The sequence below is a fragment of the Agrobacterium sp. A3-95 genome (genome assembly GCF_053521785.1).
This window is the reverse complement of the sequence record NZ_JBNWDR010000004.1, coordinates 334,409-353,129: the sequence shown is the minus strand read 5'-3', so window position 1 is coordinate 353,129 and position 18,721 is coordinate 334,409. Positions and strand designations below refer to the sequence as shown.

The window sequence follows — 18,721 nt, the reverse complement described above, 5'->3', positions numbered from 1 at the left end:
GCTCTCTGTCATTGCGGCAGTCGTCATCGGTGGCAATGGGTGAGGCGTGCCGCTTTATTTTTTCCGCAGATCCAGCGGATTTTGGCAAAGCGGCCTGCGGAATATCATCGCCACATAACTTCCCTTCAGGGAAATGAGGCTAGGCTTGTAAGTCGTGGCCTGTGCCGCGTTGGCGGCCTTTATCGTTCGTCCATCTGGAGAATTATGCTGCATGGCACGCCTCCTTCCATGAGCGATAACGAAAAAACACCGGTCTTGTTCCGCAGCGGCGAAACGGCGGACAATTGAAAAGATAAGGCACCGCCGCGTGCTTCGTCTCCACGCCGGTGATACGGTGGCACGAATAGTCGCATGAAGGCGAAGTCTCGCCGCATAACTCCGGCCTCGCCGCCTCATCCCGCTCCCGCTGAGAAGAGCGCTCCCAAACCCAACCATGACCCAAGGCTTGAAATTTTGCCCGAAACCGCTATATGGCTTTGCGAGAGGACGACCTCGGCCATTATGGCGACAGCATGCGGGACGGCCCGGTCACATACCGGAGAATAAATTGCGTTCCCTGCCCGATCGTATCCGCCACGCTCTCAGCTTCGAAATCATCGGCCTTCTGCTGGTCGTGCCGCTGGGTGCATTCGTATTTCACATGCCCATGGAAGATATCGGCGTTGTCGGCCTCGTCAGCGCCACGCTCGCCACCGCCTGGAACTATCTTTACAATCTCGGCTTCGACCATGCCATGCAGCGCCTGAAAGGCACGACGCTGAAGACGCCTGCTATCCGCGTCGCCCATGCCCTGCTGTTCGAACTGGGTCTGCTGATCGTGCTGATGCCCTTCATCGCCTGGTATCTCAGCATCAGCCTTGCCCAGGCGCTGGTGATGGATATCTCCTTTGCGCTGTTCTACGTAGTCTATGCCTTCGTCTTCAACTGGGGCTACGACCGGCTTTTCCCGCTGCCGGAATGGCAGTCGCAGGACGCCGTCTGATCGACGGCGGCACCGGCGTGTGCGTCAGGGTAGCGAAGCCGTGAAAAAGCGGATGACTTCGCTGTTCAGTCGACGATGAAACTCCGCCCGGTCAAACCCCGGAGTATCGCCGCATATCTCGGCCAGGGCTTTTTCCATCTCGGCGGGGCAAGGTGTTATGAACGAAAAATGCCCTGCCCCTTTCACCGTCTGATAGTCCGGTTTTGCTGGCAGGTCGTCGCGCAGTCCTAAAATATCCTCCGGCGCCACACCTTCGCCGCCGCGCTCTGAACTCCAGAGCTGAACGGGGATTTTGATATCTCGCAGATCGGCCCGCCCTGGAAAGGCGTTGAGGGGGTCTGCAACAACCACAGCCTTCACCCGCGCATCGTAGACCCGGTCCTCAGGCGAAGCAGACCTTTCCAGCATCTGAGCACACACCGCCGCCTGCCCATCAGGGCACGGCAATCCGGTATTTGGAAAATCCGGAACGCCACCGGCAAGCACCAGCGCCGTATAACCGCCGCGCGAAAATCCGAACACCCCGATCCTTCCAGCATCGATAAAACGGGCATCGTTCCAGTTCGCCAGCATATGGTCGAGCAGGCGGACGATATCGGCCGGTCGTTCGGTCAGCGCGGAAAGATCGCCTGCCCGGTTCATGTCAATGGCGTTATCGCCGGGATGATTGATCGCCGCGACGATGAAACCGGCATCCGCCAGCGCCGCCGCGGTATCCCGATGGCTGAAATACGTACCGCCGAAACCGTGGGAGATGATGACGAGCGGATATTGCCCATCGACAACAGGGCAATCACGCACCGATTGCAGAGCGAAGGGGCCGATGCGGGTCTCCACCGGAGTCGCCGCGCAGGGCGACCACACCGCCGCCCTCATGGAAGGGTTGCCGCCTGCCGAGGTAATCTCGATCAACCGAAGACCGGCTGCCAGAACGGTGCCCGTTCCGCACATGGCGGAAACAAGGGAAAGGCAAAGCAACACCAGAAATCGCATCACGGACCCGCGGATCGGAAACATTGAATGCAAGGCCGTCACCAACAGGCCTCACCCGCAACATAGAGCAATCTCTTGTAGCGGAAATGACCGTCGTCAGACTTAGAGCGACTTCAGCGTCCAGGCCACGATTTCGCGGGTGGCGGCGGCGAAAGCCTGGTCCAGCGCTTTGACGAAATTGGCATTTCCGGAACCGCTGACGCGTGCGCTGGCGCGGAATACTTCCTGCGCCTTTACCGTGCCGTTGCGATCGTTCAAGAGCTTCACCGAAATCTCGATATCGGCGGTGTTTTTTGCCGTATCGATTTCGAAGGTGCGAATATCGCTGACCACCTGGTAATCGATCGCCAGCCCCTGCCCCGGCCGTCCGACTCCACCGAGCTTGCCGGTATCCTCGAATGCTTGCACCAGCTTGGATTGCACCATGCGCGGCAGGCGGTCGCTCCATTGCGAATTGCCGAGATATTGCACTTCCGAGCCGGAAAGGCGCACCACGATGTTTTCGCTATCAAGCGCTTTCAGCGCCGTCGGATCGGCGATCAGCAATTGCCGGCCTTTGAGCGACGGCCCCTGCGTTACAGTCGCCGAAGAGACGGAAAGGTCGAACGTATCGTTCGATGGGGTTCCCGCACAGCCCGCCATCGCAACCGCAAGCAGCGGAGCCAGAAGCAGGGCACGGCGCTTATGGCCGTTCATCAATCGTGTCATTGGCCCATACCCCTTTTAGCGCCTTGTTCTGCCGTCATATTGTTTCACGGTTTCGCCGCCGAAAATCAACCGCTGCGGATCGCGGTCGATATTGGTGATCGCATTGTTGAGATTGTCGACCGTCTGCCGCGTGCTGCCGATAAGCGCCTGGAAATCCTTCAGGCCCGAACTGGAGAAGCGCGTGAGATTGTCGGCAATCGGCCCGATTCGGGCATTGAGATTGTCGGCCACGGCCTTGAACGAGGTCAAAGTCTCGCGCGCCTTTGCAAACAGCGAATTGGCATCGTCGGTTCCAAGCATCCCGTCCACCTTGGCAAGAATGCCATCGACACGGCTTGAGGCAAGGTTCAGCTTGCGGCCCATGTCGGTGAAATCGGAGACCGCCTGGTCGATATCGGCCCGGCGCGCGCCGACATCGTCGGCAATCCGCTTGAAGTTCGCGACGGCATCGCGCGCATCGGCAGTCGCTGCGGAAACATCACCCACCACGGTGCTGACCTTTGCGGGATCGACTGACGCCAAAAGCTCATCCGCGCGCTTTACCACTGTCTGCACTTCCGTGCTCGCCGCCTCGAAGTTGCGCGCCGTGCTCTGCACCGTTTCCATGATGCCCTGAATATCGCTCGAAGCGGAAGCGACGTCCTTCGTCACCTTGTCGACATTAGACAGGATGGAATCGATCTTGCCGGCATCCACCGCCTTCACCAGATCTTCGACAGCGGTCAGCGTGCCGTCCAGGCGTACCGAGACCGATTGAACGGTGGTGGAAAGCGAACTGAGGCTGGCGATGAAACTCTTGATACCATCGGAATTGGCGGCCAGCGCATCGGAGAATTTCTCGGCGTTACGCACCGTCTGCGTCAGCGGTCCACGGGCATCCTGCACGAAACCCTGCAATTCGCCGATGGCGCCATCGGCGCGTTTCAGGATCTTGTCGGCGGTGGCAAGAAGGTTGGTGACGCTGGAAAGATCGGCAGTCAGCTCGGCGGGAACGCCGCTCTCCACCGATTTCTGCAGAATGCGCTCACCATCCTTGTTGCCGCCGGAGAGCTCGATATAGGCAGCGCCCGTCAGGCCCTGAATTTCAAGCACGGCGCGGGTGGACGGGAAAACCGGCGCGTCCGCCTGCACTTCGGTAAAGGCGATGGAATAGGCCGGATCGTCACGGTCGATCGCAAGACCGCGCACCGTGCCGACAGGAATGCCGTTGAAGCGTACCGGAGAGCCGACGGAAAGGCCGTTTGCAGAGCCGGGAATACGCACCACGAGCTGGGCCGTCGGTCCACCCCGGCCGAATTCCGCCATCCAGTAAACGAAGCCGAATGCGGCGGCGATCACGATCAGCGTGAAAATACCGACTATGGTGTAGTTCGCCTTGGTTTCCATGCTTCTTGTTACTCCACCGGATTTTCGTGTCTGTCGTCCGGAAGAACGACAGAGCGCGCCCGTTTGCCACGGAAATAGGACTGCACCCAGGGGTCGTCACAGGCAAACATGTCCTGCAATGTCCCTTCCACCAGCACCTTCTTCTGCCCTAGCACCGCAATGCGGTCGCAGACGGAGAACAGGCTGTCGAGGTCGTGCGTCACCATATACACGGTCAAACCGAGCGAATCGCGCAAGCGCGCGATCAGCATATCAAATTCCGCCGCCCCGATGGGATCGAGGCCGGATGTCGGCTCATCGAGGAAGACAAGGTCCGGATCGAGCGACAGCGCGCGCGCAAGCGCCGCACGCTTGATCATGCCGCCGGAAAGCTCCGACGGGTATTTGTCGCCCGCATCGGGCTTCAGGCCCACCATCTCGATTTTGAGATAGGCAAGCTCGTCCATCAGCTTTTTCGGCAGGTCCAGATATTCCCGCATCGGCAGCTGGATGTTTTCCTTCACCGTCAGGCCGGAAAACAGCGCCCCCTGCTGGAACAGCACGCCGAGCCGCTGGTCTAGCATCATGCGGTCGTCTTCACTGGCCTTGTCGTAATCGGTGCCGAGAATGCGGATTGCACCCGCCTGGCGTGGCAGAAGCCTCAAGATCGCACGCATCAGGACGGATTTACCCGCGCCGGATGGACCGATGAAGCCAAGGATTTCACCGCGATAGACATCCAGATCGAGATTCTCAAGCACGTTCCTGCCGTTGAAACCGACAGTCACACCCTCGACGGAAAGAACCGTCTCACGGCCGTCCTTAGCAGTTTTTGTCTCTTGCGGCTTCTGGTCCAAAGTTTCCAACGCGCCCTCCTTAAAAATCGATGGCTGCGTAGAAGATGGCAAAAAGGCCATCCACCAGAATGACGACGAAGATCGATTTGACCACCGACGACGTGACGTGTTTGCCGAGCGATTCCGCCGAACCGCCGACCTTCATACCCTCAACCGCCGCAACGATGCCGATGATGAGCGCCATGAACGGCGCCTTGATCATGCCTGCGGCGATGGTCGATTCCTCGACCGCGCCGTGCAGACGCGACAGAAACACTTCGAAGGTGATGCCGGAATAGAGAAGCGTGACGATGGCGGCGCCGAAAAGTGCGGCGAAATTGGCAAGGATGGTCAGAAGCGGCAGTGCGATTGTCAGCGCCACGAGACGCGGAAACACCAGCACGCCAACGGGGTTGAGACCGATCACCTTCAGCGCGTCGATTTCCTCGCGCATCTTCATCGAGCCGATTTCCGCCGTGATCGCACTGCCGGAGCGACCGGCGATCATGATTGCGGTCAGAAGCACGCCGATTTCTCGCAATTGCAGGATGCCGACGAGATCGACGACGAACACTTCCGCGCCGAAGTAACGCAGCTGGAAGGCGCCCTGCTGGGCGATGATGGCGCCGATCAAAAACGACATCAGCATGATGATCGGCACGGCGCGCACGCCCATATGGTCGATCTGGTTGACGATGGCCGCCGGCGATACGCCGCGTCCGCGCCCGAGCTTCATCTGCGCGCCGCGCACGGCAGAACCCAGAATATACATGCCCGCGAGGAAATCCGCACCATTCTGGACGACAGCCTGGCCGATCGGCGAGAAGAAGCGCTCGGCAAGTCCCACCTTGGCGGCAGGCTCACCCTCCATCGCCGCTTTATCCGGCAATTGGCCGATCAGATCCTCGATTCGCTCGTTTCCGGTAAGCGTGACGGTAACGCCCTTCGCTTCCATATCTTCGCGCAATCGCCGGATGACCCAGGCGCCGGTCGTGTCGATTGCCTCCACCGAGGAAAGATCGATCTCCACCGGACCGGCAGGGCCGCTTTTCTCGATGTTTTCGAGGCGTGCAAAAATGCCTGAAAGATTGCTGTTACGCCAGGAACCGCTCAAGGCATACCGCTGGCCGCCGCCGGAGACGGCGTCGTCTTCGGTGATTGCGGCCGGGTTCGCCTGTTGCCGTATATCCTGTTCTTGCATAATGCTCCGAGCGAGTGCAGCCGTCACGAGATTCTTAAAGGTTTCATAACGGTTTGGCCTTCGGCAAGCCACAGTGACAGCCGACAATTCGCGATAAATTTGGCGTCATGTGTCTTTTAACGCCTGTCAGGAAGTGAAAAAACATGCCCCGTTACCTTCAAGCCACAACAGAACGTTTCGCCGTTGCTGGCAGCTTCACTATTTCACGCGGCACTCGCACACATGCGGATGTCGTAACGTGCACCATCCGCGATGGTTCCTTTACCGGCAGAGGTGAATGTGTGCCCTACCCGCGTTATGGCGAAAGCATCGAAGGCGTTATCGCCGATATCGAAGCTATGGCTGAGCAGATTGCGGGCGGCCTGACACGGCATGAATTGCAGCAGGTGATGAAACCCGGCGCCGCTCGCAATGCAGTGGATTGCGCACTATGGGACCTCGAAGCCAAGATGAGTGGCAAAAGTGCTGCCGAACATAGTCTCGGACACGCGGCAAAACCGCTCGTTACCGCCTATACCATCTCGCTTGCCGACCCCGAGACCATGGCGGCTAAAACGGCGGAAAACGCGGGCCGCCCGCTGCTGAAGATCAAGACAGGAACGGCGGATGACGAGGCGCGCCTGCGGGCCGTGCGCACCGCAGCACCTGACGCGCGCATCATCATCGACGCCAATGAGGGCTGGAACGACGATAATATCGAATATTATCTGAAACTCGCAGCGGAACTGAACATCGCGCTCATCGAACAGCCGCTTCCCGCCGGCAAGGACGCCATCCTGGCCCGCATCGACCACCCGGTCCCCATCTGCGCCGATGAAAGCGTGCATTCCACCAAGGACCTCGCAGACCTGCGCGACCGTTACGATGCGATCAACATCAAGCTGGACAAGACTGGCGGTCTCACGGAAGCACTTGTCATGAAGGCAGAGGCGGAGCGGCTAGGCTTCATCATCATGGTCGGCTGCATGCTCGGCACCTCGCTCGGCATGGCTCCCGCCGTTCTGGCCGCTCAGGGAGCCGCCTTCTCCGATCTCGACGGCCCGCTGATTCTCAGGCAGGACCGGCAGCCGGGCCTCGTTTACGAGGGTTCGCTGGTTTATCCGCCGCAGCCGGAGTTGTGGGGATAAGAGCCCTCGTTCGGGTTTCGTGTGAAAGCACTACGCCGCACATCGCAATAGTCTTTGCAGTATCACGTAAACTGTATGACCAGCCTTGCCTCACACTCGGCGTCATCCTCGGGCTTGTCCCGAGGATCTATCCACGTCGCGCGAAATCAATCGGTTGCAGATCCTTGGGACAAGCCCAAGGATGACTACAGAGAGCTGAACCATCCCGCGCTTAGGGATCGCCCTGCCTGTTGAACAAACCCCAATCAGGCCGCGTGCTTGCCAATCAGACCTGGAATATCCACCGGCTCCATCTCGTCCGATGTCTGCGAAGGGACATCGCTCGTCTGCAGCCAGGTGATCAGCTCGAAAGTGCCATCGGCATTTTCGGCAATCGCTGTGCAGCTTTCCACCCAGTCGCCGGTGTTGATGTAGCGGATGCCGTCCATGTCTTCCATCACGGCGTGGTGGATATGGCCACAGATCACACCATCCACATTGTTGCGGCGCGCCTCGTCGGCCACTACGCGCTGGAACTCGCCGATGAAGTTGACGGCGTGTTTGACCTGCAATTTCGCCCAGGCCGAGAACGACCAGTAAGGCAGACCGATGCGGCGGCGCACCGCAGCAAGGACGATGTTGATCGCAATCGCCGCGTCGTAGGCCCAGTCACCGAGATAGGCGAGCAGGCGGGCATTGCGCACCACCACATCGAACTCGTCGCCATGGATGATGAGGTATTTCTTGCCGTCTGCCGCCTCGTGGATCATGCGCTCGGCCACTTCGATACCGCCGAAATGCATGCCCGGAAACTCGCGCAGAAATTCATCGTGGTTGCCGGGAATGTAAACGATGCGCGTTCCCTTGCGGGCCTTGCGCAACAACTTCTGCACCACGTCGTTGCAGCCCTGCGGCCAGTACCAGCTGCGGCGCAGGCGCCAGCCGTCGATGATGTCACCGACCAGGATGATCGTATCGGCCTCGTGATGTTTCAGGAAGTCGAGCAAAAAATCCGTCTTGGCCGCCTTGGAACCGAGATGGACATCCGAAATGAAAAGCGTTCTGAACTGTCTGGTTTCAATTTGACCGGCCACGGATTTAATCCCCTTGTTCGGTTGCGTCCCTGCGGCTTTCTTCCCTCTCAGAACCAGACTCGTGTTGCAGCAACATGACAATGGCCGGTTTTTGTATGGAATATGACTGATGGCATCACGAAAACGCGAATAAGCCATGCCCGCATTTGCATAAGGGGGCGGCAAATAACGGCTGTACCACGGGAAAGTTTGTTGTATTCAGAGGGCCGGAATTGAACCAGACATGACGGTGGAAGACATGACCTCTCACGATAAGAACAACACGCCCGCCAACACGGCAAAGGCCGACATCGAGGAACAGGCGCTCTTTTTCCACCGCTACCCGCGCCCCGGCAAGCTGGAAATCCAGGCCACCAAGCCCCTTGGCAACCAGCGCGATCTGGCGCTTGCCTACTCGCCGGGTGTCGCCGCCCCCTGCCTCGCCATCCATGAAAATCCGGAAATGGCAGCGGAATATACCGCCCGCGCCAATCTCGTTGCAGTGATTTCCAACGGTACGGCAGTGCTTGGCCTTGGAAATATCGGCCCGCTTGCGTCCAAGCCTGTTATGGAGGGCAAGGCCGTCCTCTTCAAGAAATTCGCCGGCATCGACGTTTTCGATATCGAGATCGATGCGCCCGGCATCAACGACATGGTCTCCACCATCGCAGCGCTGGAACCCACCTTCGGCGGCATCAACCTTGAAGACATCAAGGCGCCCGAATGTTTCGAGGTGGAGCGCCAGCTGCGCGAGAAGATGAACATCCCCGTCTTCCACGACGACCAGCACGGCACGGCGATCATCGTCGCCGCCGCCGTCACCAACGCGCTGGAACTGGCCGGAAAATCGCTTTCGAGCGTCAAGATCGTTGCCTCAGGCGCCGGTGCGGCAGCCCTTGCCTGCCTCAATCTGCTTGTCGCCATGGGCGCAAAGAAAGAAAACATCTGGGTCCACGATATCGAGGGCCTCGTTTATGACGGCCGCAACTCGCTGATGGACGAGTGGAAGGAAGTCTACGCGCAGAAGACCGACAAGCGGGTTCTGGCCGACTCGATCGACGGCGCCGATGTCTTCCTCGGTCTTTCGGCGGCAGGCGTGCTGAAGCCGGAACTTCTGGAGCGCATGGCGGAAAACCCGCTGATCCTGGCGCTTGCCAACCCCAATCCGGAAATCATGCCGGAAGTGGCCCGTGCTGCCCGCCCGGATGCGATGATCTGCACCGGCCGTTCGGATTTCCCGAACCAGGTCAACAACGTGCTGTGCTTCCCCTATATCTTCCGCGGCGCGCTGGATTGCGGCGCAACCACGATCAACGAGGAAATGAAGATGGCCGCCGTGCAGGCCATCGCCGAGCTTGCCCGCGAGGAGGTCTCGGAAGTCGCCGCCAAGGCCTATAGCGGCGAAACGCCGATCTTCGGCCCGAACTACCTCATTCCCTCGCCTTTCGATCCGCGTCTCATCCTGCGCATCGCGCCGGCCGTTGCCCGTGCTGCCGCCGCAAGCGGCGTCGCCGCCCGGCCGATCAGCGATTTCGAAGCCTATCTCGACCAGCTGAACCGCTTCGTCTGGCGTTCCGGCTTCATCATGAAACCGGTCTTCAACGCCGCCAAGGTTGCCGAAAAGAAGCGCATCATCTTTGCTGAAGGCGAAGACGAGCGCGTGCTGCGCGCCGCACAGGTGCTTCTGGAAGAAGGCACCGGCATCCCGATCCTCATCGGCCGCCCGCAGATCATCGAAACGCGCCTGAAGCGCTTCGGCCTGCGTATCCGCCCGAATACCGATTTTGCGGTGGTCAATCCCGAAGACGATCCACGTTACCGCGACTACGTCGATGATTATTTCGCCCTGGTCGGCCGCGCCGGCATCAACCCGGAGGCGGCCCGCACCATCGTGCGCACCAACTCCACCGTCATCGGCGCGCTGTCGGTGAAGCGTGGTGAGGCGGATGCGCTGATCTGCGGTCTGGAAGGCCGTTACGACCGGCACCTGCGCGACGTGAACCAGATCATCGGCAAGCAGGAAAGCGTTCGCTCTTTCGCAGGCCTCAGCCTGCTCATCACCCAGCAGGGCGCGCTGTTCCTCACCGACACCTTCGTCAACAACGATCCGACCTCCGAAGAAGTGGCCGAAATGGCCATTCTCGCGGCAAAGGAAATCCGCCGCTTCGGCATCACGCCGAAGATCGCGCTCGCCAGCCACTCCAATTTCGGGTCGCGCGATTCGGAAAGCGCCCGCAAGATGCGCCGCGCCCTGAAGATCGTGCAGGCAGCGGCACCCGAACTGGAAGTGGACGGCGAAATGCAGGGCGGCTCGGCACTTTCGGAAGCGCTGCGCAAGCGCGCCATGCCCAACAGCGTGCTGACCGGCGAAGCGAACCTGCTGGTCTTCCCGAACCTCGATGCCGCAAACATCACGCTCGGCGTCACCCGCACGCTGACGGAGGGCCTGCATGTCGGCCCCATCCTGCTTGGCACGGCACTTCCCGCCCATATCCTGTCGCCCAGCGTCACCTCGCGCGGCGTTGTCAACATGGCGGCCTTTGCCGTCGTGCAGGCATCGCACCCTTCGGTCTGATGAAGGCGCATTAACGCAGTTTTGAACATGCTGTTGCCGCATTGCGGCAACAGCTTATGTTATCTTCCTGAAACACGGATTTCCCGAAGCATAACACCCTCGCCACCGGCCGGGGACATCGAACGGATCGCACCATTGACCCGGCGCCGCAGCATTATCGGCCTCCTGCTTCCCCTTGTTTTCATCGCCCCGGCCGCTGCTTTCGCGGATCAGGTCTGCGATACGCTTTATGCGCAGCTGCGCGAACCGCCGCGTGTCATCGGCAACACCGCCGAGGTACGGCGTTACGCCAATGCGCTCACCCGCCAGAACATCGAGATCCGCAGGATCAGGAACGATCTGCGCCGTTACGGCTGTTCATCCGCAAGCGTCACCGTTTATGGCAGCCCGAATGCCGAACTCTGCGCGGAGATCAGCGACGCGATGGCGGATGCGCAGAGCGAACGCGATGCCATCATCCGTGACCGCGACTATGCCATGGCGGCCCAGGGCAACGATGATGGCGACATCAGACGCCAGCGCATTCTCGCCGCCCTTGACGCCAATGGCTGCAGCGCCATTCCGGAAACGGAAGCGCGCCAGCCGACGGCACCCGATGTGACACGTTACCCCGACGCCTTCGGCGAACAGAGCAATCCGCCGGGACAGGCAGGGCTTTCGCCCTACCCCAATGCCGCTGCCGAAGGCGGGCTCAGGACGCTGTGCGTGCGCACCTGCGATGGCTCGTTCTTCCCCATCGCTTCCAATGCCTCGCCGCTCGATTTCCGTGCGCAGGCCGAACAATGCCAGAAAATGTGCCCGGGTACGCAGACGGAGCTTTATTTCCACTCCATGACGGAGCAGGAAACGGCTGACATGGTCTCGGCTGAAACAGGAAAGCCCTACAAGGACCTGCCGACCGCCTTTGCTTATCGAAATGCCTCAACGAAAGCCCCAGGCTGCGCCTGCAACATGGCCGCCTATCACGAGGAGATGAAGCAGCAGGAGGCAGCGCGGCCGGAAGCTGAGAAACCCTATTCCAGCATCACGACCATTCCATCACCGCAAGGTGACACCCCAAAAAAACCCACCGAACTGCAGCAGGCCGCAAGGCCGCCGGAACAACCGGTTCCGGAACGCGACTATGACCCGAACAACAGCAAGGTCCGCGTCATCGGCCCTAAATTCCTGCCCGACCAGACAGGCCGGATCGACCTGAAGAACCCGGCGCTGAAGGGCATTCAGCCGCAGCAATAGCTCCCATCAGGCACACGGTATGGAGTTGGCAACGCTCTATCTCACTCACAAGACGGTCGCGTCTTCTCTTTACCGCCCACCCCAGCGATTGCGAAACACCAGTTCCTCCAGCGGCACGCGCTGGCGCCAACCCTTCACCGCCAGTTCCGGCTCGGTGTAAAGTGTATCGACGCGGCCGAGGCATAGCCAGGCGACGATCTCGATGTGGTCGGGGATCTCCAGAATGGTGCGAATGTCGCTATCGTGGAAAATGCTGACCCAGCCGACGCCGATGCCTTCGGCGCGCGCTGCAAGCCAGAGGTTCTGGATGGCGCAGACGGTGGAATAGACATCGGTGCGCGGATTGTGGGTGCGGCCCAGCACCACCTTGCCGCCACGCGTCGGATCGCAGGTGACGCAGATGCTGAGCGGCGCCTTGCGGATGCCCTCAAGCTTGAGGCTGCGGTAAAGCGCCTGCTGCTCCCCCTCGAACATCGCCGTCGCCTCGCCATTGGCGCGGCTGAAGGCAACCCAGGCTGCCTGCCTGACCGCACCGTCAGTGACGAGCGTGAAATTCCACGGCTGCATGAAACCGACTGAGGGCGCGGAATGCGCCGCCTTCAGCAAGCGCTCGACCACATCTTCCGGCAATGGATCCGGAAGGAACTGGTCGCGCACATCACGGCGGGTTTCGATGGCACGGTAGATCGCCTCTCGCTCCCCCTCGGAAAACGGGTAGGCGGGCGAAAGCGCGTGATCGAATGCATCGGCGTCGAGCGAACTGGTCGCGAGTGGATCGGTCGGCATCGTCTATCCCCAACAATGCTGGCGCGCCGCCACGAAAACCGGCTCCGGTTTTCACCTGCACGACGCGCTGCTGCAACAACCTGCCGCCGTCCACGCGGTCTGGTCTATCCTGTCAGGCCGGTCTTCTGACTCGGCTTCATCCGCCCACTTTCGCCTTCCCGAATGGATTCAGTGGCATCAAGAAAAAGGGCATCCGCCTCACAGCGCTGGGCACGTTCCGGTCTTGCACCGGATTCCCGATTCTCCCGCCGTAAAGGGCAGGCACCTGACGAAGAAGCTTATGAGCAACAAAGATTGCAAATACAAGTATCTTGCGCAGCGATGCGGCAATGTGACCGTGGCCACCTCACCTGCGTATTGCGGCCTTCGGCCGCCGCGCAGACGCGCGCCGGCTGAAGCACCCTCTACCGCATCACCCAACGGGAAAATACCGCACATAAGCGAACTCATCCCCGTCCGGTGACCAGTTGGGCGAATTCATCGTTCCCTGCCCGCCGAAAAGGTCAAACAGCGTTTCGGCATTACCGCCCTCCATATCCATCAGCCGCACGCGCACGTTGAGGTCGCGCGGATGGTCGAAGACATCGGCGTCGTAGGAGACGAAGACGACCTTGTCACCGCTGGGGGACGGATGCGGGAACCAGTCGCCGTAGGCGCTGTCGGTGATACGCTCGACGGCCGAGCCATCCACCCGCACGCGCCAGATCTGCATCTGGCCGGTGCGGCTGGAGTTGAAATAGATCCATTCTCCATCCGGCGAATAATCCGGCCCGTCATTGCGGCCCTCACCATGGGTAAGGCGTGTCTCAACACCGCTGTCTATGTCCATGGAATAAATATCGAAAACCTGATCGCGAATGCCGCAATAGGCGAAACCTTTCCCGTCCGGCGACCAGCCGTGCCAGTAGGACGGAAGGTTCTTAGTCATCAGACGCGGCGTTCCGCCCGTCGAAGGCAGCAGATAGATGGCACTCTTGCCGAACTCCACCTTGTCGGAAATGGCATAAAGCGAACCGTCAGGCGAAATGCCGTGGTCATTGTTGCAGATTGTCGCAAAGCCGGTATCGACCTTTTCCGGCGAAGGATCGCCGGCAAGTGACAGGCGATAAAGCAGACCGTCGCAGTTCAGAAGCAGGTATTTCCGGTCCGGCGACCAGTTCGGAGCCTCGAACAGCTCCGGCGTCTGCCAGACCACCCGCATCTGCCGAGTGCGGATGTTGAAGATTTCGATGGAACTGCGCATGCTGCCTCCCGGGCCTGTCGATCGTCTGGCGTGGAGCGTTGAATGGCACAAACATTCCGTTTGCATCCGCCACCGCCGTGATTATGATCCTATTGCCGCAGGCACCGCCCTGCAAATTCAAATAGGAAAAAACAGCAGCGTTCCGGCACCGCCCGCTCCCCTGCCCGTTTCTCCCAGATCCGAGGTTCCGCGATGAACACCATCGCCGATCACGGCATCCGCTTCGGTCGGATCGCCGCAATGCTTCCTGTCAAGAATATCGAGAAGGCCCATGACTTTTATGTCCGTGTGCTGGGCTTCGAAAAGACCTTCGAAAACGGCAACCCTGTCGGTTTCATGATCCTGAAACAAGGTAATGCCGAGTTGCACCTGACATTGCAGTCGACGCACAAACCGGCCCCCTTCAATGTGGCGCATATGCTGGTCAGCGACGCCGGCGCGCTGCACGCGCTTTGCAAAAGCCACGGGCTTCGCATCATCAAAAGTCTGCAGGACAAGGATTATGGCCTGCGGGCCTTCGTTTTCGAAGACCCGGATGGTAACCGCATCGATGTGGGGCAGGTTATTTAACGAGATAGGGAGACGGCGCGGCGTGTCCGCGCCGTTGGAGGAAAAGGATGCTTCTTCGCCATCGATATATGGCGAAGCCGCAGCATCCGCACTCCATCACCCCGAACTAGATTCGGGGTCCAGCAAGCTCCCTCCATGCCCTCCTTCGACTACCTGTCCCTGAACCGGTTGGTAATCGGATAACGGCGATCGCGGCCGAAGTTCTTCTTGGTGATCTTCACCCCGGGCGCGGATTGGCGGCGTTTGTATTCGGCGAGATAGAGCAGATGCTCGATCCGGTGCACCGTCGCGATATCATGGCCACGCGCGAGGATTTCCTCGACCGACATTTCCTTTTCCACCAGGCACTCCAGAATATCGTCCAGCACCGGATAGGGCGGCAGCGAATCCTGGTCTGTCTGGTTGGGTCGCAATTCGGCGGATGGCGCCTTGGAGATGATATTGGCGGGGATCACTTCGCCGGACGGCCCGAGCGCGCCCGGCGGCACATGGGAATTGCGCCAGCTGGAGATGGCGTAGACCTGCATCTTGTAGAGGTCCTTGATGGGATTGAAACCGCCATTCATGTCGCCATAAAGCGTCGCATACCCCACCGACATTTCCGACTTGTTGCCTGTTGTCACCACCATCGAGCCGAACTTGTTGGAAACAGCCATGAGAATGGTGCCGCGTGTACGGCTCTGCAGGTTTTCTTCGGTAATGCCTTCTTCCGTGCCTTCGAACATTTCCGAAAGCGCCGACAGGAACCCATCCACCGGTTCGGCAATGGGCACGATATCGTAACGGCAGCCAAGCGCCCTGGCGCAATCGGCTGCGTCCTTCAGCGAATCCTCGGAGGTGTAACGATAGGGCAGCATGATGCAGCGCACCCGCTCTTCGCCCAGCGCATCAACAGCAAGCGCAGCGCAGATCGCCGAATCGATACCGCCGGAAAGGCCGAGAACCACGCTCTTGAAGCCGTTCTTGTTGACGTAATCGCGAAAGCCCAGCATGCAGGCCCGGTAATCCGCCTCCTCGCCTTCAGGGATTTTCGAGAAAGGACCGCTCTCGCAGCGCCAGCCTTCTGCGGTGCGTTTCCAATCGGTGACGGCAAGGGTCGCCTCGAACTGGCTCATCTGGAAGGCAAGGGTCTTGTCGGCATTAAAACCGAAGCTCGCGCCGTCGAAAACCAGCTCGTCCTGCCCGCCAAGCTGATTGGCGAAGACCAGCGGCAAGCCGCTTTCGATTACCTGTTTCAGCGCCACCTGATGGCGCACATCCAGCTTGCCGCGATAATAGGGCGAACCATTCGGCACCAGCAGGATTTCCGCCCCGCTTTCGGCAAGCGTTTCGCACACACCCATATCGTTCCAGATTTCCTCGCAGATCGGAATGCCGATCCTGACACCGCGGAAATTATAGGGACCGGAGATCGAACCTTCGGCGAAAACACGCTTTTCATCGAACTCGCCGTAATTCGGCAGGTCGATCTTGTCGCGCAGCGCGATGATCTTGCCGCCATCCAGAAGCGCAACCGAATTGTGCCGGCCCGTTTCGCCCTGACGCGGAAAACCGATGACGACGCCCGGCCCGCCATCGGCGGTTTCCGCCGCCAGTTCTTCCACGGCCTTCAGGCACGCTTTCAGAAAAGCCGGCTTCAATACCAGGTCTTCCGGCGGATAGCCGGATATGAACAGCTCGGTCAGAAGCAGGAGATCGGCACCCTGCGTCGCCGCATCGGCCCGTGCTTCGCGCGCCCTGGCGAGATTGCCCGCCACGTCGCCAACAGTCGGATTGAACTGCCCGACGGCAATTCGAAGATGGTTTTTGATGTCGTGTCTGTCGCTCATGGCTTTTCAATACCGCGCCCGTGCCCGCTCCGCAACGCGGCAATTGCATGCCGCACCACCTTGATAGGATGAAGCCGCAACCGGCATTCACGCTAAGGTTATCACCGCACCGGCCACACCCCGCAAAGTTCATGTCGCGTTCATCGCGCTTATGTGACAGTTACATGACAGTTTTGCGACGCCCCGATTCACCTCCCCGAATTGCGCGGTGTTGCCTCGTAATACCGGAGTATGAGTTTGAGAAATTCGGCGCCAAAAACAACGGCTTCCGAAAAGGCTGATTTTGTCTTTTCGCCTGCATGGACGCGGAGCCTTTCCAAGCTTTCGGGTAAGGCCTACACGCTTGCCAATCTGACATTTTCGTCAGTCGTGCTTGTCGTCGCGCTGGAATGGATCGCCCGCGGTTCGCTAGTTGATGTCGGCACCTTCCTCACCTCATCCGCCCGCCCCGGCATGACCACCATCGCCGCCGTGCTGGTGGTGCTCGTAGCGCTGGATTCCATCCTCGGCCGCCGTTACCTGTCGCTCATCGCCGTTGCGCCGCTTTGCGCGCTGACAGGGCTGATTTCCGCGCAGAAACAGACCTATCTCTCCGATCCGCTTTATCCCTCCGACCTGCTGTTCGGCCGGCAGATCCTCGAGCTTCTGCCCACCATGCTGAAAGCCCAGCCGCTGACGGCCGTGCTGGTCGGCCTTGGCCTTTGCGCCACGGTTGCGGCCCTTTCCACCCTGTGGCTGCTGGCGCGGCGTTATTCGCCGGGCTTGAGCTGGCGCGAACGCGCCGCAGGTCTTGTGCTGGCGCTGCCGCTTCTGGCCGGCCTCGCCTCGCTCATGGACTATTCGCATTATTCGTGGGTGCGCGATCGTCTCAACATCATCCCCATGATGTGGGATCAACAGGAGAATTACCGCCATAACGGTTTCCTGATGGCCTTTGCCTTCAATATTCCCATGGCCAACGTCTCGGCGCCGCAGGGTTACGGCCAAAACAGCATCGCAGACCTGACCTCGGAACCCGCCGCCTTTGCCGCCAACACGGGCGATTACCCTGATGTCATCATGTTGATGAGCGAATCGCTGTGGGATCCGACACGGCTTGAAAACGTGAAGCTCTCTGCCGATCCGATGCCCAACATCCGCGCCAAGCAATCCGGCAACGTGTTCTCGCCGGAATTCGGCGGCATGACGGCGAATGTGGAATTCGAGGCGCTGACCGGCTTTTCCAACGCCTTCCTGCCCTATGGCAGCATTCCTTATCAGCAATATATCCGCCGCCCGGTGCCCTCGCTTGCCAGCTTCTTCCGTGGCGAAGGATATTCGGCCATCGCCATGCATCCGTTTCAGGAATGGTTCTGGAACCGCAAGGAAGTCTACAGGAATTTCGGCTTCGAGGAGTTCCGCTCGGAAGAGACATTGCCGCCCATGGAAAAGCGCGGCAACTTCGCCTCCGACGACGCGCTGATGGACCAGATCATGGTGGCCGCGGACGATGCGCGCAACCCGCTCTTCCTCTTCGCCGTCACCCTGCAGGGACACGGACCTTACGAGGCGGGCCGTTATGCCAGCGACACCATCGGCGTAGAGGGCGATCTTTCCGCTTCCGCATCGCAGGCGCTTGGTACCTATGCGCAGGGCGTGGCGGAGGCCGACGACGCCCTTCTGAAGCTGATGCGCTGGGCAAAAAAGCGCGAGCGCGAAACCATCATCGTGCTCTTCGGCGATCACCTGCCGCCGCTTGGCCAGACATTCGTGGAAAGCGGCTACATGCCGGGCATGGTGGCCAGTCGCCGCGCGCCGCTGGAAATCATGAAAAAGGAACACGAGACGCCGCTTGTCGTCTGGTCCTCGAAGACGGGCGTGCGCAAGAATATCGGCACCATCAGCCCGGCGCTGTTGCCCTATCACGTATTGAAAACAGCCGGTTTCTCAGACCCCTTCTATACGGGGACTTTGGGTGAAGTGCAGGATGCGTTTTCCGTCGTCGACCGGCATATGCTGGTGGCAACGGATGGCAAGGCCCTGCCCGACTGGTCGATTTCACCCAATTCCATTCCGGACGTGGTGCGCAATTACCGCCTGCTGCAATTCGACATCATGTTCGGCGAGCAATATGGCCGAGAGCGCTTCTTCCCCGGCTTCAACTGGGTAAATGACGCTACACCCTCCGTCTGATGGGGCTGGATGTCTAAACGGCATGGCAGCGGAAATCATTTGAATT

The 18,721-nt window shown here is 59.9% G+C and carries 15 protein-coding genes and 1 riboswitch; of the genes, 6 read left to right on the top strand and 9 right to left on the bottom strand.

From position 1 onward, the window contains the following. The first annotated feature begins 547 nt into the window (after positions 1-547). The gene (locus ACQZ5Y_RS13980) at positions 548-982 is read left to right on the top strand and encodes a PACE efflux transporter (RefSeq protein ID WP_174049501.1); all 435 of its coding nucleotides are present in this window, start codon (positions 548-550) and stop codon (positions 980-982) included. 24 nt (positions 983-1,006) lie between these two features. On the opposite strand, the gene ACQZ5Y_RS13975 is transcribed toward ACQZ5Y_RS13980, so the two are convergent. The 5 genes from ACQZ5Y_RS13975 to ACQZ5Y_RS13955 all read right to left on the bottom strand — a co-directional run bounded on the left by ACQZ5Y_RS13975 (position 1,007) and on the right by ACQZ5Y_RS13955 (position 6,085). Then, on the bottom strand, positions 1,007-1,975 hold the full coding sequence (locus ACQZ5Y_RS13975; protein ID WP_174049502.1) for an alpha/beta hydrolase family protein: 969 nt from the start codon (positions 1,973-1,975) through the stop codon (positions 1,007-1,009). Between the two features lie 102 nt (positions 1,976-2,077). Continuing rightward, positions 2,078-2,683: an ABC-type transport auxiliary lipoprotein family protein gene (locus ACQZ5Y_RS13970; protein ID WP_019566194.1), complete on the bottom strand. Its 606-nt coding sequence runs from the start codon at positions 2,681-2,683 to the stop codon at positions 2,078-2,080. A 15-nt stretch (positions 2,684-2,698) separates the two neighbouring features. After that, positions 2,699-4,069 (bottom strand): MCE family protein, encoded by a 1,371-nt coding sequence (locus tag ACQZ5Y_RS13965; protein WP_003515479.1) that lies wholly within the window; start codon positions 4,067-4,069, stop codon positions 2,699-2,701. Between the two features lie 8 nt (positions 4,070-4,077). Next, on the bottom strand, positions 4,078-4,914 hold the full coding sequence (locus ACQZ5Y_RS13960) for an ABC transporter ATP-binding protein (protein ID WP_003515481.1): 837 nt from the start codon (positions 4,912-4,914) through the stop codon (positions 4,078-4,080). A gap of 10 nt (positions 4,915-4,924) precedes the next feature. Beyond that, on the bottom strand, positions 4,925-6,085 hold the full coding sequence (locus tag ACQZ5Y_RS13955) for an ABC transporter permease (RefSeq protein WP_003515483.1): 1,161 nt from the start codon (positions 6,083-6,085) through the stop codon (positions 4,925-4,927). 143 nt (positions 6,086-6,228) lie between these two features. Between ACQZ5Y_RS13955 and dgcA the strand changes: the two genes are divergently transcribed. Next, the gene (dgcA, locus tag ACQZ5Y_RS13950; protein ID WP_013636238.1) at positions 6,229-7,212 is read left to right on the top strand and encodes an N-acetyl-D-Glu racemase DgcA; all 984 of its coding nucleotides are present in this window, start codon (positions 6,229-6,231) and stop codon (positions 7,210-7,212) included. A gap of 245 nt (positions 7,213-7,457) precedes the next feature. Here dgcA and ACQZ5Y_RS13945 read toward each other — a convergent pair whose 3' ends face one another. Beyond that, positions 7,458-8,294: a metallophosphoesterase gene (locus ACQZ5Y_RS13945; protein WP_174050009.1), complete on the bottom strand. Its 837-nt coding sequence runs from the start codon at positions 8,292-8,294 to the stop codon at positions 7,458-7,460. A 229-nt stretch (positions 8,295-8,523) separates the two neighbouring features. Here ACQZ5Y_RS13945 and ACQZ5Y_RS13940 point away from each other — a divergent pair, with 229 nt between their 5' ends. Together ACQZ5Y_RS13940 and ACQZ5Y_RS13935 are read left to right on the top strand one after the other, a co-directional pair. Then, positions 8,524-10,839, top strand: a complete 2,316-nt coding sequence (locus ACQZ5Y_RS13940; protein ID WP_003515491.1) for an NADP-dependent malic enzyme — start codon at positions 8,524-8,526, stop codon at positions 10,837-10,839. Between the two features lie 135 nt (positions 10,840-10,974). Next, positions 10,975-12,075: a DUF2865 domain-containing protein gene (locus tag ACQZ5Y_RS13935; protein ID WP_174049503.1), complete on the top strand. Its 1,101-nt coding sequence runs from the start codon at positions 10,975-10,977 to the stop codon at positions 12,073-12,075. A gap of 69 nt (positions 12,076-12,144) precedes the next feature. Here ACQZ5Y_RS13935 and bluB read toward each other — a convergent pair whose 3' ends face one another. After that, positions 12,145-12,861, bottom strand: coding sequence for a 5,6-dimethylbenzimidazole synthase (gene bluB / locus ACQZ5Y_RS13930; RefSeq protein WP_111790270.1), 717 nt, complete (start codon positions 12,859-12,861; stop codon positions 12,145-12,147). A gap of 98 nt (positions 12,862-12,959) precedes the next feature. Continuing rightward, a riboswitch (cobalamin riboswitch) is annotated at positions 12,960-13,145 on the bottom strand. Between the two features lie 128 nt (positions 13,146-13,273). Then, positions 13,274-14,104 (bottom strand): TolB family protein, encoded by an 831-nt coding sequence (locus ACQZ5Y_RS13925; RefSeq protein WP_174049504.1) that lies wholly within the window; start codon positions 14,102-14,104, stop codon positions 13,274-13,276. Between the two features lie 192 nt (positions 14,105-14,296). Here ACQZ5Y_RS13925 and ACQZ5Y_RS13920 point away from each other — a divergent pair, with 192 nt between their 5' ends. Beyond that, the gene (locus ACQZ5Y_RS13920; RefSeq protein WP_065660897.1) at positions 14,297-14,674 is read left to right on the top strand and encodes a VOC family protein; all 378 of its coding nucleotides are present in this window, start codon (positions 14,297-14,299) and stop codon (positions 14,672-14,674) included. Between the two features lie 149 nt (positions 14,675-14,823). Here the strand turns inward: ACQZ5Y_RS13920 and ACQZ5Y_RS13915 are convergent, their stop codons facing one another. Beyond that, complete coding sequence (locus tag ACQZ5Y_RS13915; protein WP_013636243.1) at positions 14,824-16,503, bottom strand: NAD+ synthase; 1,680 nt, start codon at positions 16,501-16,503, stop codon at positions 14,824-14,826. Positions 16,504-16,734: 231 nt separating this feature from the next. Here ACQZ5Y_RS13915 and ACQZ5Y_RS13910 point away from each other — a divergent pair, with 231 nt between their 5' ends. Continuing rightward, positions 16,735-18,675, top strand: a complete 1,941-nt coding sequence (locus tag ACQZ5Y_RS13910) for an LTA synthase family protein (protein ID WP_174049505.1) — start codon at positions 16,735-16,737, stop codon at positions 18,673-18,675. The last annotated feature ends 46 nt before the right edge of the window (positions 18,676-18,721 follow it).

Bases quoted from the DNA above. Each gene is read 5' to 3' on its own strand.
- bluB (WP_111790270.1), bottom strand. From the start codon at position 12,861: ATGCCGACCGATCCACTCGCGACCAGTTCGCTCGACGCCGATGCATTC.
- ACQZ5Y_RS13955 (WP_003515483.1), bottom strand. From the start codon at position 6,085: ATGCAAGAACAGGATATACGGCAACAGGCGAACCCGGCCGCAATCACC.
- dgcA (WP_013636238.1), top strand. From the start codon at position 6,229: ATGCCCCGTTACCTTCAAGCCACAACAGAACGTTTCGCCGTTGCTGGC.
- ACQZ5Y_RS13925 (WP_174049504.1), bottom strand. From the start codon at position 14,104: ATGCGCAGTTCCATCGAAATCTTCAACATCCGCACTCGGCAGATGCGG.
- ACQZ5Y_RS13975 (WP_174049502.1), bottom strand. From the start codon at position 1,975: ATGCGATTTCTGGTGTTGCTTTGCCTTTCCCTTGTTTCCGCCATGTGC.
- ACQZ5Y_RS13970 (WP_019566194.1), bottom strand. From the start codon at position 2,683: ATGACACGATTGATGAACGGCCATAAGCGCCGTGCCCTGCTTCTGGCT.
- ACQZ5Y_RS13920 (WP_065660897.1), top strand. From the start codon at position 14,297: ATGAACACCATCGCCGATCACGGCATCCGCTTCGGTCGGATCGCCGCA.
- ACQZ5Y_RS13940 (WP_003515491.1), top strand. From the start codon at position 8,524: ATGACCTCTCACGATAAGAACAACACGCCCGCCAACACGGCAAAGGCC.
- ACQZ5Y_RS13910 (WP_174049505.1), top strand. From the start codon at position 16,735: ATGAGTTTGAGAAATTCGGCGCCAAAAACAACGGCTTCCGAAAAGGCT.
- ACQZ5Y_RS13965 (WP_003515479.1), bottom strand. From the start codon at position 4,069: ATGGAAACCAAGGCGAACTACACCATAGTCGGTATTTTCACGCTGATC.
- ACQZ5Y_RS13915 (WP_013636243.1), bottom strand. From the start codon at position 16,503: ATGAGCGACAGACACGACATCAAAAACCATCTTCGAATTGCCGTCGGG.